This is a genomic window from Pseudomonadota bacterium (assembly GCA_022361155.1).
In the GTDB taxonomy this organism is placed as follows: Bacteria; Myxococcota_A; Polyangia; order Polyangiales; family JAKSBK01; genus JAKSBK01.
Genome location: JAKSBK010000098.1, coordinates 1 through 15,786, shown reverse-complemented (window position 1 = coordinate 15,786; position 15,786 = coordinate 1). Strand labels below are relative to the sequence as shown.

At 66.3% G+C, this 15,786-nt stretch carries 16 protein-coding genes; 7 read left to right on the top strand and 9 right to left on the bottom strand.

The features are described from left to right. Positions 1-123 precede the first annotated feature (123 nt). The 7 genes from MJD61_03355 to MJD61_03325 all read right to left on the bottom strand — a co-directional run bounded on the left by MJD61_03355 (position 124) and on the right by MJD61_03325 (position 5,702). The gene (locus tag MJD61_03355) at positions 124-366 is read right to left on the bottom strand and encodes a hypothetical protein (protein MCG8554312.1); all 243 of its coding nucleotides are present in this window, start codon (positions 364-366) and stop codon (positions 124-126) included. Then, positions 251-817 (bottom strand): hypothetical protein, encoded by a 567-nt coding sequence (locus MJD61_03350; GenBank protein ID MCG8554311.1) that lies wholly within the window; start codon positions 815-817, stop codon positions 251-253. The genes MJD61_03355 and MJD61_03350 overlap by 116 nt, the downstream gene beginning before the upstream one ends. A gap of 2 nt (positions 818-819) precedes the next feature. After that, entirely contained in the window at positions 820-2,223 is a 1,404-nt protein-coding gene (locus MJD61_03345) for a hypothetical protein (protein MCG8554310.1), read from the bottom strand. 45 nt (positions 2,224-2,268) lie between these two features. Next, on the bottom strand, positions 2,269-2,532 hold the full coding sequence (locus tag MJD61_03340) for a hypothetical protein (protein MCG8554309.1): 264 nt from the start codon (positions 2,530-2,532) through the stop codon (positions 2,269-2,271). Between the two features lie 427 nt (positions 2,533-2,959). After that, positions 2,960-4,285 carry a tyrosine--tRNA ligase gene (tyrS, locus tag MJD61_03335; protein MCG8554308.1) on the bottom strand — a complete coding sequence of 442 codons (1,326 nt, stop codon included), beginning with the start codon at positions 4,283-4,285 and terminating at the stop codon, positions 2,960-2,962. Between the two features lie 68 nt (positions 4,286-4,353). Beyond that, complete coding sequence (locus MJD61_03330; protein ID MCG8554307.1) at positions 4,354-5,271, bottom strand: tetratricopeptide repeat protein; 918 nt, start codon at positions 5,269-5,271, stop codon at positions 4,354-4,356. A gap of 188 nt (positions 5,272-5,459) precedes the next feature. Continuing rightward, on the bottom strand, positions 5,460-5,702 hold the full coding sequence (locus tag MJD61_03325; protein MCG8554306.1) for a hypothetical protein: 243 nt from the start codon (positions 5,700-5,702) through the stop codon (positions 5,460-5,462). 205 nt (positions 5,703-5,907) lie between these two features. On the opposite strand from MJD61_03325, the gene MJD61_03320 reads away from it, so the two are divergent. From MJD61_03320 to MJD61_03300, 5 genes are all read left to right on the top strand, one after another. Next, complete coding sequence (locus tag MJD61_03320) at positions 5,908-7,035, top strand: KamA family radical SAM protein (protein MCG8554305.1); 1,128 nt, start codon at positions 5,908-5,910, stop codon at positions 7,033-7,035. Between the two features lie 173 nt (positions 7,036-7,208). After that, positions 7,209-8,147: a succinate dehydrogenase gene (locus MJD61_03315; GenBank protein ID MCG8554304.1), complete on the top strand. Its 939-nt coding sequence runs from the start codon at positions 7,209-7,211 to the stop codon at positions 8,145-8,147. A gap of 4 nt (positions 8,148-8,151) precedes the next feature. Then, a complete protein-coding gene (locus MJD61_03310; GenBank protein ID MCG8554303.1) occupies positions 8,152-9,984 on the top strand; it encodes a fumarate reductase/succinate dehydrogenase flavoprotein subunit in 1,833 nt (610 codons plus the stop codon). A 153-nt stretch (positions 9,985-10,137) separates the two neighbouring features. Next, complete coding sequence (locus tag MJD61_03305; GenBank protein MCG8554302.1) at positions 10,138-10,899, top strand: succinate dehydrogenase/fumarate reductase iron-sulfur subunit; 762 nt, start codon at positions 10,138-10,140, stop codon at positions 10,897-10,899. A gap of 6 nt (positions 10,900-10,905) precedes the next feature. After that, a complete protein-coding gene (locus MJD61_03300) occupies positions 10,906-11,802 on the top strand; it encodes an LD-carboxypeptidase (GenBank protein MCG8554301.1) in 897 nt (298 codons plus the stop codon). Positions 11,803-12,153: 351 nt separating this feature from the next. Here MJD61_03300 and MJD61_03295 read toward each other — a convergent pair whose 3' ends face one another. Continuing rightward, positions 12,154-13,641, bottom strand: coding sequence for a sulfatase (locus MJD61_03295; protein MCG8554300.1), 1,488 nt, complete (start codon positions 13,639-13,641; stop codon positions 12,154-12,156). Between the two features lie 451 nt (positions 13,642-14,092). On the opposite strand from MJD61_03295, the gene MJD61_03290 reads away from it, so the two are divergent. Both MJD61_03290 and MJD61_03285 read left to right on the top strand, forming a co-directional pair. Further along, entirely contained in the window at positions 14,093-14,464 is a 372-nt protein-coding gene (locus MJD61_03290; GenBank protein ID MCG8554299.1) for a class II aldolase/adducin family protein, read from the top strand. A 98-nt stretch (positions 14,465-14,562) separates the two neighbouring features. Then, positions 14,563-15,492, top strand: a complete 930-nt coding sequence (locus MJD61_03285) for a hypothetical protein (protein MCG8554298.1) — start codon at positions 14,563-14,565, stop codon at positions 15,490-15,492. An 82-nt stretch (positions 15,493-15,574) separates the two neighbouring features. On the opposite strand, the gene MJD61_03280 is transcribed toward MJD61_03285, so the two are convergent. Beyond that, a partial coding sequence (locus tag MJD61_03280; protein ID MCG8554297.1) for a hypothetical protein occupies positions 15,575-15,786 on the bottom strand: 212 nt, incomplete at its 5' end.

Sequence of the window (15,786 nt, the reverse complement as noted above, 5' to 3'; positions counted from 1 at the left end):
CATACCGTCGGGCAGATGCTCCTGAACGGCGTCGACCAGGCTGACCAACTTCTCCGGCCTGCTTTGACGCAAGCTCTCGCTGCCAGCAAGGTCGCGACCGCGTCCAGGGAGCAGCCGGTTCGCCTACGGGTTGGTGGGCTGCCCCCCAGCTGGCCACTCGCCGGCCCCGCTGCCGTTCGAATAGCGGAAGCCGTCGTCGACCGCTTCGACCGAGTAGAACAGCGAATAGATGTCATTGCCGACTGTCTCCTCAGGTAGCACGTTGATGCTGAGCCAGAAGAGCTGGTTCGGCGTGCATTTCACATCGAGCGGCGCATTGGCGGTCGTGCCACCGCCTAGTGGAGTCAGGTCCACCCGCTTGGTCACAAGAGCAGGGCCGGTCCCAGGCGGGTTCCTGACCGAGCATCGGACGCCGGGGTCGGACCAGCAGTAGTCGAGCACGATCCTGGTCGTGCGAGGGTACCAGACGGCCGGTCGCTCTCCGTGGGCGGCACGCGGGCAGTCGCAGACCCTTGACCAGGACTGGCGTTGCGCTGTCCATCGTGGTCCCGTCACCGAGCTGCCCCGAGCGGTTGAAACCCCAGCAGGTGAGCTCACCGGTGCTCAGCCGCGCGCAGCTGTGGCCGCCACCGGCGGCGATCTCGACCGCATCGGTGACCCCAGCAACGGCCACCGGCGTTGACTTGTCCAGCGTCGAGCCATCGCCGAGCTGGCCAAACTCGTTGCGACCCCAACACCGCACCTGGCCGCTACGCAAGCGCGCGCAGGTGTGCCTCTCGCCAGCACTGATCTCGACGGCGTACCCGAGCTTGGTCACGATCACGGACACCCGGCTACGGTCCGCGTCCCATCGCCGAGCTCGCCAAACTCGTTGTGGCCCCAGCACTTCACCTGCCCGTTTTGCAAGCGCGCGCAGGTGTGGTGGATCCCCGCGCTGATCTGGACGGCAGCGGCGACGTGCAGGATCGGCAGCGGCGTGGTGGTGCCATCTAGGCTGCCGATGCCCAAGTGGCCGGCGTTGTTGATGCCCCAACAGAGCACCTCGCCCGTGCGCCGGAGGGCGCAGCTGGCGCCGAGCTTCACTGCCACGCCCGTTGCGTCGCGGATACCGGTGACGAACACGGGCGGCTGGGGAACCAAGGCGAAGGTGCCGTTGCCAAGCTCGCCACCGCGGTTGTCGCCCCAGCACATGACCTGGCCGCTGGCGAGGCTCGCGCAGATGTGGGTGACCGCCAAGCTGAGCGCGGCCGCGTTCCTCACGCCTTGGACGAGCGCGGGCCTGGCACCGGCCATCTGGCCAAAGGTGTCGTCGCCCCAGCACAGGAGCTCGCCCGTCTGGATGGGGGCGCAGGTCCCGTTGGCGCCGGCCGCAACGTCGAGCGCGCTCGTGACCAGGGCGCTGACCGGCTCGCTGCTCGCCATTTCGGTGCCATCACCGAGCTGACCCACATGGTTCCGGCCCCAGCAGCGGACCTCGCCTGTCTCGAGACGCGCGCAGGTGTGGCCCCAGCCCGCCGAGATGCCCTCTTCGCAGGGCGGCCCGCAGTGAAGACCCTCGTCCACCGAGCCGTCGCAGTCGTCATCCATCCCGTTGCAGCGCTCCACACCGGGCTCGATGCCCGTGCAGCCTTGCCACGCGCCGGACGCGCAGCTCTCGATGCCTGGCGTGCAGACGCCCACGTTGCTGCCGCAGGGCCGGGCGAGCGACTCGTCGGTCCTGGCGTCGCAGTCGTCGTCCACCCCGTTGCAGCGTTCGGCGGCCGGGCCCACGGCGCTGCAGTCCTGCCACCTGCCGGTCACGCACGTCTCGCTGCCCGCCTTGCATGCGCCCGCGTCCATGCCGCAGGGCCGGGTGAGCGACTCGTCCACGCTGCCGTCGCAGTCGTCGTCCATCGCGTTGCAGCGCTCCAGGCTCGGGGTACGCGAGCCCGTACACGAAGCCCATGCGCCGGTTTCGCAGTTTTGGATGCCGGCCTTGCACGCACCAATGTTCGAACCGCACGCGCGCGTGGTTCCCGTCACGCATTCGCACCCTTCGTCCACAGCTCCATCGCAGTCCTCGTCGAGTAGACCATCGCAGGCCTCGAGCGCGGGTCCGATAGCGCTGCAGCGCTCCCAGGCGCCCGCCGCGCACATTTCGCTGCCGGCTTCACACGCGCCCACCACGCTGCCGCAGGCTTGGTTCAGCGCTTCGTCGACCATCCCGTCGCAATCGTCGTCCACCCCGTTGCAGCGTTCAGCGGCTGGGCCTACCGCGCTGCAGCCTTGTCACACGCCGGCCATGCACACCTCGCTGCCGGCCTTGCATGCGCCTGTAGCGCTGCCGCACGCCCGGCTCAGCACTTCGTCGACCATCCCGTCGCAGTCGTCGTCGACCGCGTTGCACTTCTCGCTCTCGGGCACACATGCGTCAGAGGATGCACCATCGGGCGCGCTAGCATCGGGGGCGCGCCCATGCAGGTGGCTCCTGCTGCAGCCAGCAAACGCTGCGAGCAGGATCGCAAGAAAAACAGCAGCCATCCCTGAGCGCATCGCTTCCCTCCTCCGGAGTCTGGCCGAAAGGAAGCACGCGCGCTTCGTTCCGCCCTAGTCCCCACGAGTCGTAGGCTCGACGGCCGCATCTGGCAACCTCGGACAGCGGGCGAATCCCGTGGTCGGATTCCAGACGATGCCAAACATGCAGGCCCGGTGGCCGGGACGTTTTGCGGGGGCGTAGCGCGTGCCAACCCGCATCCAAGCTCACTCGCCGGGTTGGCGCGCGCGTCGAGGCCGGCGTGCGTGCGCGCCTGGGCTCAGCTCGTGGGCTTGATTGCCGCGCGCACATCGTGCACGCCGGCCGACCCCGCAAAACGTCCCGGCCACCGGGCCGACCCGGCGCCAGTGCACCCTGCTCACTGCCGTTCACTCCAAGAACACCTGCAAGAGTGCTCAACGGGAGCTTCCGGTCCGAAGAGCGCCCCTACGTCCAGCGGGTTGCGTGCCAGTGCTTCTTGCCGCGCCGGAGCAGGATCGTGTGCGCGTGCAGCAGATCGCTCGAGGTCAGCACGTGGCCAGGCTCCGCGCGGGTGCCATTGATCGCGATCGCCCCGCCGTCCAAGAACTGGCGCGCCTCGCGTTTGGACCTGACCAGGGAGGTCCGTGGCAGCAGATCCACCAAGCGCACGCCAGCTTGCAGCAACGACGCCTCGTGGCTCGAGTGCGGCACGTCGGCGAATACGTCTTGCAGCATTTGCTCGCTCAGCTCGCGCAGGTCGGCACCGAAGAGCGCTTGGCTGGCGGCTTCGGCTTTGCGGAGCTCGTCCTCACCGTGCACCAACGTCGTGAGCTCGCGAGCCAAGGTGCGCTGCGCCATTCGCTCGTGGGGCCGCGCTTGCTGCTGCCGGGCGATCTGCTCGATCTCGGCCTTGCCCAACATCGTGAACCACTTAAGCAAGCCCACTACGTCGGCGTCGTCCGCGTTGAGCCAGAACTGATAGAACGCGTAGGGGCTCGTGTGTGCCGCGGACAGGAAGATCGCGTTGTTGCCGCTCTTGCCCATCTTCTTGCCGTCAGCAGCAGTCAGGAGCGGCGCGGTCAAAGCGAAAGCGCGGTCGCCTCCGCCGGGCCCACGCCCGACCTTGCGGTGAATCGTGTCGATACCCGACACGATATTGCCGTACTGATCCGAGGCTGCCATTTGGACCGTGCAGCTCTGCGTTCGATACAGGTGCCAGAAATCGTATGCTTGAAGCAGCATGTAGCTGAACTCGGTGTAGCTGATTCCCTGCTCGCGGTTGCGCAGCCTCTCACGCACCGAGTCCTTCTGGATCATGGCGTTGACCGAGAAGTGCTTTCCGATGTCGCGCAGCACCTCGACAAAGGTCAGGCTCTCGAGCCAGTCGGCGTTGTCGACCAGCACGGCCGCGTTCGGCAGCTGGGGAGAGAAGTCGAGCAAGCGCTCCAGGATGCGGCGTTGCGCAGCGGCGTTGGCCTCGACCTGGCCGCGGCTCAAGAGCTGGCGTTCGCTGTCCTTTCCGGACGGGTCCCCGATCAGCCCCGTGCCCCCTCCGAGCAGCACGATCGGCTTGTGGCCGGCTCGCTGCCAGTGCCTTAGGAGCATGATGGGAACCAGGTTGCCGACCGTCAGGCTGTCCTTGGTCGGGTCGAAACCGCAGTAGCCCACCCTGCCCGGCGTCTCCAGGTGCCGGGCGAACTCGTGGCCCCCGGTATGCTGGTGCAGCAGGCCTCTCCAGGCCAGCTCGCCAACAAGCCCCTCGGCCGCGCACGATGCTCGCGAGTCGCCCATGGCCAACGCAATAGCACAATCGAACCGGGTGTCGCGGAACGGAAGACGTAGCCCTCGCGCTTCGGACCCTACGGCTTGCTGCGGCGCTGCAGCTCGCGCACGCGCTCGCCCACCCGTGCTACCGCGGCCGGATCCGAGCCTCGCACCACCCGGATGTACTTGCGGTAGGTGTCGATGGCCTCGGTCGTTCTGCCGAGTCGCTCGTAGCACGCCGCGAGATCGTACAGGGCGCCCTTGTGGGCGGGTCTGCGTGCGAGCAGCCTGACGTAAGCGGGCACCGCACGCGCGAACTGCTCGCCACCACGCAGCGAAACCGCGAGATTCAACAGGAATCGATCCGAATCGGGCTGCAGATCCACGGCGCGCTGCAACGCCACCACTGCCTCGTCGTAGCGGCGCTGGCGGCGCAGGGCCACACCCAGGTTGTTGTGCAGGCCAGCGTCGTTCGGGATGCGTTCGAGGGCTGCGCGCAGCAGATCAATCGCTTCGGCCGACTTACCGGTTCGGGCCAGGAGGGAGCCGAGGTTGGCCACGCTCGAGGCGTCGACGGGGTCGAGCACGATGGCCTGCTCAAGCAACGATCGAGCCTCGGTGTGGCGCTTGAGCCGCAGCGCCACCGCACCGGCGAGCGCGTACGCAGGAGCATGACCCGGAGACTGCCCGATCACCTTCTTGAACTCGCCGAGCGCGGCTTCAAGGTCCCCGGTCCTCCGAAGCAACGATCCCAGCGTGAAACGGGCTGCTGCGTGCGCGGGTCGCAGCCCGAGGGCGGTCCGGGCCTCTTGGATGGCGGCGCCGAGCCGGCCTTCGCGCTTGTGGGAGAGGGCAAGCCTGTAATGAACCTCCGCCTCGTCCGCCTGTGCGGGCTCTGCGAGCGCGACCCATGCAAAGCACAGGGAGGCCACAAGCAGCGCCCGTCTCGCCGTCATTCCAAAAAGCTTGCCGATCTTCACCGCCGAGTCAACAACGCTGCAGCGATCCGGCATCGCCGAATCCTCGACGATAAGGGCCCGCGGAAGAATAACTCGGGTGTTTCGGTGAGGACTGGGCGCCGCTGGCGAGGCGCGACGACGAGGAGTATTGGGGATACTTCGACGAGGAGCAACATAGCCGGCGGTGGTCAGAACCGGCGAAATGGATGAGTTATTCTTCCGCGGGCCCTAAGGGCCCCCGCTCAGTGCTGGTCGCGGTATTCCCCCATGCGCCAGGCGCGGCCTACTTCCTCCGCCACCGCACCAACGTCCGGGACCGGGCAGCGCGAGAGCATGACCCGTGCAACCTCCGCGGCGTCGTCGCTGCCAAGCACCATGGCCTGTGCGATGTTGTTGGCCCGCTCCCTAGCCAAGGTCGATCCCAGATAAGGCTGCAGCGTCTGGCTGACGCGGTCCCGCCGGGCATGGATTTGGTTGAGTCCCATGGCGCGCCTCAATAGCCTCGATAACACCCTCGATCGGAGTCCAGCCGTATCATCTGTGCCATGACACTACCATTCGTATACCGTCATGCGCAAGAGGTTCACATGCAATTTTCTTGTGGCAGAAAAACACCGGATCGTGAAGGGATGGGACCATAGCTCCCACACTACCGCACGCGCAACCCCGAATTCGAGGTACAAGCAAAGAATGGCTTCGGCCCACGGACCCAAGGAGCTGCACAGCCAAAAGGCTGACGGTTGGTCGGACTGGAGATGGCAGCTGCGCCACGCGGTGTGCAGCGTGGAGCAGCTCGAATCGCGACTGGATCTCTCGCAACCGGAGCGTCTAGGTGCGCAGCGCGCGCTAGCGGGCGGCTTTCCCCTGGCGGTCACACCCTACTACCTGGCGCTGTGCGACCGCACGGATCCTGGCTGCCCGATCCGGCTGCAATGCGTGCCGAGGATCGACGAGGCCAACGCGATGGCAGGCGATCTGGAGGACCCGTTGGGCGAGCGGGCCCACGAGGTCGCACCCAACCTGATCCAGCGCTACCCCGATCGGGCGCTGCTGTTGGCCACCGATCGATGCGCCGTGTACTGCCGCTTTTGCACCCGTTCGCGCATGGTGGGAGGCGGTGGAGGCACGCGTTCGCTCGCCAAGCTGGCGCCGGCCTTCGCGTACCTGCGGGCTCACCCCGAAATCCAGGACGTGATCGTATCGGGAGGCGATCCCCTGGTGATGTCGAGCAGCCGGTTGGCCGAGCTGCTGGACCAGCTGGCAGCCATAGACTCGGTACTGTTCGTGCGCATGGCCACCCGCACGCCGGTCACGCTGCCTCAGCGCGTGACCCCCCGACTATGCCAGAGCCTGCGCAGGCACCCTGCAACCTGGATCATGACGCACTTCAACCATCCCCGCGAACTGACTGCCGAGGCGCGCGAGGCGTGCGCCATGCTTTGCGATCATGGCCTGCCGGTGATGAACCAGACCGTGCTGCTGCGCGGCGTCAACGACGATGCCCCCACCCTGGCGGCGCTGTTCCGCGGCCTGGTGCGATCACGGGTTCGGCCCTACTACCTGCTGCAGATGGACCCGGTGCGCGGCAGCGGTCACCTGCGCACTCCGCTTGCGCGCGGCATCGAGATCATGTCCGAGCTGCAAGGCCGCCTGAGCGGCATCGCGCTTCCAAAGCTCATCGTCGACACGCCTGGAGGTCGAGGCAAGGTACCGGTCGGGCCCGAATACATCGTTGCCCGCGCGCCCGGCCGCACCACGCTGCGTACCCCGCGAGGAGAGCTGGTCGACTACCTCGATCCCGCGGCCCTTGCCGTCTAGCCGATCCCACGGCCCTTGCTGCCTAGCCGATCCCGTCTATGCCGTGCCCGAGTCCCTCGCCCCGGGACCGAGCAACCGAGGCCGGGAGGCCGGTTGCACCCTTGGACCCGAAGGTCAATCGTGCTAAAGGAGCGCGGCTGCTTGTTCGGGCCAGCGGCGCGCGTAGACACCGCGTGCGGCGGTACACGCCGCGTACTGGGGGCGCGGAACGCCCCGCGCCGCTCGGCAGGTTCGACAAGTTCGACAGGTTCCACAAGTTCCACAAGGAGGTCTCGTTTTCGATGTCCGAGCTCGTTCAGATCGGGATCGGTGGTCACCGTGAGGGCTTCCGGGCCACCGAACGCAGGGACAGCTGGTGGAGCGGACCGGCCGCGTTCGTTTGCCTGTTTTCGGGGTTCGTGGTGTACACCACCTGGGCGGCGCTGCAGGGCGATCACTATTTCCACGGGTCCTACCTGTCGCCCTTCTACTCGCCCGTGCTCTTCACCAAGATCGGCGTACCGGGTGCCGCGCCCGCAGACCATGCCTGGCTCGGAACCTGGCCATCGTGGTGGCCGAGCTTCCTGCCGGCATCGCCGGCCCTGCTGATCCTGTTCTTCCCGGCCGCGTTTCGCGCCACCTGCTACTACTACCGCAAGGCGATCTACCGCTCGTTTGCCGCCACCCCTCCCGCATGTGCGGTCGGAGGCATCGGCCAGTCCCGCTACGACGGCGAGACGGGTCTGTTGCTCTTCATGAACCTGCACCGATACGTGCTGTATCCCACGCTGCTGTATCCGGTGGTTCTCTACTACGATGCGTTCGTTTCGTTCTTCCGCTACGGAGAGTTCGGCGTTGGGGTCGGCTGCTTCGTGCTGCTGATCAACGCCACGCTGATCACGGGCTACACCTGCGGCTGCCATTGCTTTCGCCACCTGGTCGGCGGCCGGCTCGACAGCTACTCGAGCAGCGGGTCCGGCAAGACGCGCTTTCGGCTTTGGGAAAAGGTGTCCCAGCTGAACGCGAATCACGCGCAGTGGGCCCTGGTCAGCATGGTATGGGTCGGTTTGACGGATCTGTACGTGCGCTTGGTCTCCATGGGATACCTGGCCGACCTCAACAGCTGGGATTGACCCCATGAGCGATGCAGCGGAGCTACAGACCTTCGAGCACGACGTGCTCGTCATCGGCGCGGGCGGCGCGGGCCTGCGCGCCGCGATCGAGTGCTCCAAGCTCGGCCTCGACACCGGGCTGGTCTCCAAGTCGCTCCTGGGCAAGGCCCACACCGTGATGGCGGAAGGGGGCATGGCCGCGGCCTTGGGCAATACCGATCGGCGCGACAACTGGAAGATCCACTTCCGCGACACGATGCGTGGAGGCAAATTTCTCAACGTCTGGCGCATGGCGGAGCTGCACGCCAAGGAGGCCCCGGATCGCGTGCGCGAGCTCGAGGAGTGGGGTGCGGTGTTCGACCGCACCGAGGATGGTCTCATCAGCCAGCGCAACTTCGGGGGGCACCGTTTCCCGCGCCTGGCGCACGTAGGTGACCGCACCGGGCTCGAGCTGATCCGGACGCTGCAGCACTACGGAGTGCACCAGGGCATGCACGCGCACATGGAGTGCAAGATCCTCGGGCTCCTCACGGATGGCGAGCGCATCGCAGGCGCCCTCGGCCTGTGGCGCGAGCACGGCCGCTTCGTGCTGTTCAAGGCCAGGGCGATCATCATGGCCACGGGTGGTGCCGGACGCTGCTGGCGGGTAACGTCGAACTCATGGGAATACTCGGGGGATGGCTACGCGCTGGCCTATGACGTGGGCGCCGAATTGATGGACATCGAGTTCACGCAGTTCCACCCAACAGGTATGGTCTGGCCCCCCTCGGTGCGCGGCACCTTGGTCACTGAAGGCGTGCGCGGCGACGGCGGCATCCTGAAGAACAACAAGGGCGAGCGCTTCATGTTCGGCTACATACCGGAGCGCTTCGCTCCGGAAACGGCTGACAGCGAAGAAGAAGCGGCACGCTGGCTCGCGGGCGACAAGAATGCCCGGCGCCCGCCCGAGCTGCTTACGCGCGACGTCGTAGCTCGCTCGATCAGGGCGGAGGTGCTTGCCGGACGGGGCTCGCCACACGGTGGCGCCTTCCTCGACATCGCGTCGCGGGTGCCGGCCGAAGCCATCAAACGCAAGCTCCCGTCGATGTACCACCAGTTCAAGGAGCTGGCAGGCGTCGACATCACCAAGGAGCCGATGGAAGTCGGCCCGACGCTACACTATTTCATGGGCGGCATCCGCGTGGATGCCGACAGCCAAATGACCCGCGTACCCGGCCTGTTCGCGTGCGGGGAGGCGTCGGCAGGCATGCACGGCGCGAACCGTCTCGGTGGCAATTCGCTCTCGGACCTGATCGTTTTCGGGCGCCTGGCCGGGGTAGGCGCCAAAGAGTACCTGGACCGGCTCGGCAGCACCCCGCAGCCCGACGCCGGGCAGATCGAGCGGAGCAAGCGCGAGGCGACCGACATACTCAACCGCGAAACCGGTGCCAACCCCTTCGTGGTTCACGAGAAGCTGCAGGAAATGATGCAACGTTACGTGGGGATCGTGCGGATCGAGGACGAGCTCGAGACCGCGATCGACGAGCTCGCCAAGCTGCGGGTCGAGGCCGCGACGGCAAAGGCCCACGCCGCCCCCCAGTTCAACGCGGGTTGGCACGAGGCGCTCGACCTGAGCAGCCTGTTGACGGTCTCCGAGGCGGTCACCCGTGCCGCCCTGATGCGCCGGGAAAGCCGCGGAGCGCATAGCCGGATCGACTACGAGGGTGAGCGCGACGAGTGGCTCAAGTACAACATCGTGATCCGGAAACAACCCGACGGCAGCATGGACGTGCGCAAAGAAGAGCGCCCCGAGGCTCCACCGGAGCTCGCCAAGATCGCCCACGCGACCTTGGACCAGCTGGAGGGCGGTCATGTCTAATCCCCTGCGTCAGCGGCATCTTCCGTCATTCAGCGCGGAGTCGGCGTGTCTGGCGAGGAGAAGCGGCGCCGGAATGGCAACGCTGTTTCAAGGAGCTGGCCGCTGGGCGGCCGGCGCAGGCAGACACGCTGAGGGCGGGTTGAATGATGGGAGATGCCGCTGATGCAGGGGACCAAGCGCAGTTTTCGGATCTGGCGGGGTAACTCCAGCGGCGGCCAGTTCAAGAACTATGAGATCGAGGTGGACACGGGCATGGTGGTGCTTGACGCCGTGCACCGCGTGCAGGCCGAGCATGCCACCGATCTGGCCGTGCGCTGGAACTGCAAGGCCGGCAAGTGCGGCTCTTGCAGCATGGAGATCAACGGCAAGCCAAGGCTCGCCTGCATGAACCGCCTGAGCGACTACCCCGACGGCGAAACGATCACCATCCAGCCCATCAAGACCTTTCCCGTTATCAAGGATCTGGTCTGCGACGTGTCGTGGAACTTCAAGCAGCTCAAGCGGATACCGCCCCTGAAGCCCAAGCCACGCGACGCCGATGGCAACTACCGCATGCGACAACAAGACGTCGAGCGCATTCAGGAGTTCCGCAAGTGCATCGAATGCTTCTTGTGCCAAGACGTCTGCCACGTGCTGCGCGATCATGATCAGAAAGAGCGTTTTGTGGGCCCGCGCTTCATGATCCATCTCGCCAACCTGGAGATGCATCCTCTCGACTGCGACGACCGCATTCCTCAAGTCAAAAACGAATTCGGCTCCGGTATGTGCAACATCACCAAATGCTGCGCGGAAGTGTGCCCGGAGTCCATCAACCTGACCGATAACGGCATCATTCCCATCAAGGAGCGCGTGGTCGACCGCTTCTACGATCCCATCATGATGCTGCTGCGCAAGCGCCAATCCAAACGGGCCTGACATCCCGTGCTCGCGCCCCCAGCCGTGCGACCCGGCTGCGTTATCCGCGTAGTCGCCCCCTCCGGAACCTTCCCTGCCGAGGCCTTTCACGCCGGCGTCAGGCGCTTGCGCAAGCGCTACGATGTGCGTTTCGACCAGAGCATCTTCGAACGCAGCGGCTACTTCGCCGGTACGGACGCCCGGCGCGCCGGTGAGCTGCAGCGAGCGATCGAAGATCCGGACGCGCGCGCCATCGTAGCCGCACGTGGTGGCTACGGTTGTACCCGGCTGCTTTCTCTGCTCGACACCGCCGCGATCGCCTGCCAGCCAAAGCTGCTGGTGGGTTTCAGCGATCTCACGGCGCTGCACGTGGCCTGGTCGCGAGCTGGCGTGCGCTCGCTGCACGGGCCCATGGTGTGCAGCCTCGGGCATTGTCCCCAAGCACAGGTGCAACGTTGGATGCGAGCGATCGAGGGGGCGACGCCCGAGCCGTTTCGGGGCCTCGAGCCCTTGAGCGGAGGGGCAGCCGAGGGACTGCTTGCCGGAGGAAATCTGGCGCTGCTGGCTGCGCTCGCCGGCACCCCCTACGCGCCGGCCCTTTCCGGCCGCGTGCTTTTTCTGGAAGACGTCGGCGAGCGTCCCTACCGGGTCGACCGCATGCTCACGAGCCTGTTGCATGCGGGTTGGTTCGACCAGGTGTCAGGGGTGGCCATCGGCGCCTTCCAGGATCTGCCCGGAGCTGACGGTATAGGGGTGCGGCACGTGCTGCGAGAACGACTGGGCTCGCTGGGCAAGCCCACGCTGATGGGTGTTCCCGCCGGCCACGTGGACGACAACCACGAGCTGCCGCTGGGCTCGCCTGTCACGCTGGATGCCGACAGCGGGACCCTGCACTTTCATGAACCGTCAGTCAGCGAGGCGTAACCCGCGCATGCGCCGTCGCCTGCATGGCTCTCTCGTGTCGGCCAATCCCGATACCCACAGCAAGACGATTGGCTACGTGCTGTGGATCTTTCCGTCGCCAGCCTTGCCGTGCACAGCACCGCTGTCCCTGTACGCTTCGGGCACTTTTCATCGCCCAACAAGGACCGTTGCGGCCGCTCCACCCGCGCCAACGCGCTCGCAAGCCCACCGCCGCGCTCGGCCACGGCGATCCTGGGCCGGCAACCGCGGTCGGTCTCCACCACCCGCGCCAACGCGCTCGCAAGCCCACCGCCGCGCTCGGCCACGGCGATCCTGGGCCGGCAACCGCGGTCGGTCTCCACAGAGCGCCGGTTACTGCAGGTAGTCCAAGGCCCGGAGCCGTGCCTGCTCCTCCGGGCTCAGCTGCACGTTCGCGGGCTCACTGCGCGGTCGGCGCCTGGCCTCATAAGTATCCAGCAGCGCCCCAAGCTGCTTGGCCATCAGAGGCCGTAGGGCAAGCATATTGCGATGCTCCTGCGGATCCGTCGCGAGCTCGAAGAGCGCGTTGTGGGCTGGCGTGTTGGGATAGCGAATCAGCTTCATCGACCCCTGTACCACGGCCCGAACCTCCCCGTGCTTCGAGTTCTCCGCGAATAGTGGCCGCTCTTTAGGCGGCGGCTCATCCTTTGCCAGCGGCAGGACGAGGCCCTGCACACCAAACGGAATCCCCGCGCCGGCAGCGCGCAGGATGGTGGGCATCACGTCCAGCATGGACACGGGAGTGTTCACCACCCGACCGGGCGGAATCGTTCCCTTCCAATGCATGATCAGAGGGATCGCGATCATCTCTTGGTACAGGGTCCAGCCGTGGCCCAGGCCGGCCCGCGTGGAGGCCGTCGGCTCGCCCAGATGGTCATGGAACTCCTCACCATGGTCCGAGGAGACAATCGTCAGCGCCTGCTCTGGGTTTGGCAGGCGCTGCCAAAGCCAGGCGACAAAGCGGTCGGCGTGGTGGATCTCGCTATCATAGAGCAGCTTCAGATACTCGAGCTTTTCCGGAGTCAGCGTGCGCTTGCGCAGCGGACGGATGTCCAGTCGCGCAAGCTCGGGAAAGCGCCGCTGGTCGGGGGGCCAATGCTGCGCGAAGAACGGCTCACGACGGTTGTAGGCCGCGTGTGGATCGAACAGGTGCAGCCAGAGGAACCAAGGCTTGCTCCCGGACTGCAGCTTCGGCAGCCACTCGTGCACCGTACGCCGGACCGCGCGCAGCGGGCGGAAACCCACGCAGCGGTAGTAATTGAACCCCCGCGCGAAGCCAAAACGGCGAGTGAGATGGCCATTTGCCACGACCCCGAAGGTCCGGTAGCCGACCTTACGCAGTCGCGCCGCAAGCCGGGGCAGCTGCTTGGGAAGCACCTGCTGCCGCACCACCCTGCCCCGTTTGGCGCTGCCGGTGGTCACCCCGTGAACCCCGGGGTAGAGTGAGGTGTGCAGCGAAGCCATGCTCGGCGCGGTCCAGGCCGAGGTCGCGTACGCGTGAACAAACCGCTGCCCCCCGGCCGCCAGCGAACTCAGAAAGGGGCTCGTCTTGCGCGCGTATCCGTAGGCGGGCAGATGGTCCGCTCGCAAGGTGTCGATCGTTATGAGCAGAATATTCGGGCCCGAGGCTTGGGCGCGAAGCGTCCGCTCGGGGGGGGGCGCCGGCACGACCCCGGGGGGCGGCGCCCCGGGCGCTGCGGTCGATGCACCACGACGGGATTCCGACCCAGCTCCCTGTTGCCAGGCGAGGCCGAGCACGGCGCAAACCACCACAAGCCCACCGCCCAGCAGCAAGCTGTACCTACTGCCAATCGCCACCATCCACAGACCACCTAATGTCCTGTATCCGAAATCCCGCACATGATTCGCCGGCCCTTGACACCGCTCACGCCATTGATCGCCGTTTGGCTATCTCCTGGAAACAGCGCTGCACTGCATCGAAATTGGACCGCAGCCTGCGTCGATTCGATGATCCGAGCGTCGCCAATTGCTCGCCGACTTATGTACGTAATCGCGGATGCAGGACACTAACACAACGGCCCGGAAGTCCGAATGGGGCCTACTACAGGGATCTGCAGGCGCCGCTCGAGCGTGCAGAACGCCACGTCGAGACCGTTGCCGATCATGCCCTCTGGATGCGCTTCGCATCGATAGAGTGGCCGGTGTCAAGGACATGCAGTGGTCCCCTACGTCTTCGAGCTCGACGAACCTGGCCTTGTGTTGCGGCCGCCGCCAGATCCGGGCCTCAGGCTGAGCGAGTGCGCCGCTCTTCATGGCTGCGTACACGCTTCGGGATGCGGGCGCCGTGGTGCACAGCCACGCGATGAACGCGCTGCTCGTGACCCTGCTCCATGAGACCGCCTTCCGCTGCAGCCGGCTGGAGATGATCAAAGGCACTCAGGGTCACGGGTATCATGACGAGCTTGTGGTTCCGATCGTCGATAACGCTCCGCACGAGCGCCAGTTGACGGGGCGTATCCGCGACGCCATCCGCCGCCATCCCGATGCGCATGCCGTCTTGGTTCGACGACACGGCGTCTACGTGTGGGGTTCAGACTGGACGCAAGCGAAGAAGCATGCGGAGTGCTACCACTACCTTTTCGAAGCGGCCGTGCGCATGCGGCAGCTCGGCCTGCAGGACTGAGGTTTCGGTGCCGCCGCCGCTCGGCCGGTTGACCGAACGCGGCCGGGGTCTACCTTGCCATAACGGAGGAGCGAAATGGGCATGTGGAGAGCATCGAGATGAACAGGAAGTCGCGCAACCGAGTGCTCGCGTTGACCCTGATCGCGGTCGCGGGCGCCGATCACACCGCCAGCGCTCAGATCTCGCCGTCCCCCGGCGGCTATCCGCCGCCGGCCTCGCCGGCAGCCTCGGTGCCGGCTCCCCCCGGAGCCCAGGCGGGCCTGCCGGCGACCTGTGTCCCAGCCTGCCGGAGCGGCTTTGTCTGTCACAGCGGGCAATGCATCTCCGCGTGTAACCCGCCCTGTCCGGCGGGCTACGCGTGCGGGGCAGGCGGCGAGTGCGTTGCCGCCGGTCCCGGGCCGACTCCTGGCGCGACGTACGGAGGCCAGGCTTCCGTACACTACGGCCCTGGCGCGGTTCCGTTAGGGCCGCCCGGTGGCCAAGGTCGCCGCCACGTTTCCTTTTACCTGCGCTTGGCCGGAGGGTTTGGCGGCGCCGCGGCGAGCCAGACCGACGCGCTGGACGATACGCTCACACTGAGCGGCGCGACCGGCTTTTTTTCCTTCGACATCGGGGGCGCAGTGGCTCCGGACGTGTTGCTGCACGGGCATCTCGCGGGCTTCGCGCTAGCAGAGCCCTGGAGCTCGGGCGACGCCGTACGCAGCACAAGAGTCGAAGGCGCCGAGTTCTCCTTTTTCATGATGGGAGTTGGCGTGACCTATTTCGTGACACGCCAGGAGGTGTTCCTCTCCGCCAATCTCGGCCTGGCGAGCGCCAGGTTCATTCAGTCGGGGGTTGACCTCGGAGAGTTTCGCTGGGGCATGGGCGCCAACTTCGACGTCGGCAAACACTGGTGGGTTAGTCCCGACTGGTCCATCGGCGTCGCCGGAACGCTGATCGTGCTAACGGTGCCGGAACGTGTCAGCGGGCAGGACCTGGATTGGAGCACGCTGGGTCTGGGAGTCATGTTCTCGGCTTCGTTTGGCTAAGGCGGAGCCTAACCTGCCGTTGTCACCGCTCGCGCCATCGATCGCCGTTTGGCTATCTCGTCGAAATAGTCGGCGACGAGCCCTAACGGTAGGGAGGGTCCAGGCGCGCGAAGTACTTGCCCTGGAGCTGCACGAGGTAGCTGGCGCGGGAGGGTTCGCGGTTGGCGTCTGCACGGCTTCCAGAAAAAGTCCCAGAAGACGCCCGAGCGCGAGCTGCGCCTCGCACGGGACCGACACAAGGAGGTGACGGGATGAGCCGGAAGAAGCATGTCGGGTCGAGCCTCACATCGCTCT

Coding starts and splice junctions, on each gene's coding strand:
- MJD61_03325 (MCG8554306.1), bottom strand. CDS start 5,702: ATGGGACTCAACCAAATCCATGCCCGGCGGGACCGCGTCAGCCAGACG.
- MJD61_03290 (MCG8554299.1), top strand. CDS start 14,093: ATGGCTGCGTACACGCTTCGGGATGCGGGCGCCGTGGTGCACAGCCAC.
- MJD61_03305 (MCG8554302.1), top strand. CDS start 10,138: ATGCCGCTGATGCAGGGGACCAAGCGCAGTTTTCGGATCTGGCGGGGT.
- MJD61_03330 (MCG8554307.1), bottom strand. CDS start 5,271: ATGCCGGATCGCTGCAGCGTTGTTGACTCGGCGGTGAAGATCGGCAAG.
- tyrS (MCG8554308.1), bottom strand. CDS start 4,285: ATGGGCGACTCGCGAGCATCGTGCGCGGCCGAGGGGCTTGTTGGCGAG.
- MJD61_03340 (MCG8554309.1), bottom strand. CDS start 2,532: ATGCGCTCAGGGATGGCTGCTGTTTTTCTTGCGATCCTGCTCGCAGCG.
- MJD61_03310 (MCG8554303.1), top strand. CDS start 8,152: ATGAGCGATGCAGCGGAGCTACAGACCTTCGAGCACGACGTGCTCGTC.
- MJD61_03320 (MCG8554305.1), top strand. CDS start 5,908: ATGGCTTCGGCCCACGGACCCAAGGAGCTGCACAGCCAAAAGGCTGAC.
- MJD61_03295 (MCG8554300.1), bottom strand. CDS start 13,641: ATGGTGGCGATTGGCAGTAGGTACAGCTTGCTGCTGGGCGGTGGGCTT.
- MJD61_03285 (MCG8554298.1), top strand. CDS start 14,563: ATGAACAGGAAGTCGCGCAACCGAGTGCTCGCGTTGACCCTGATCGCG.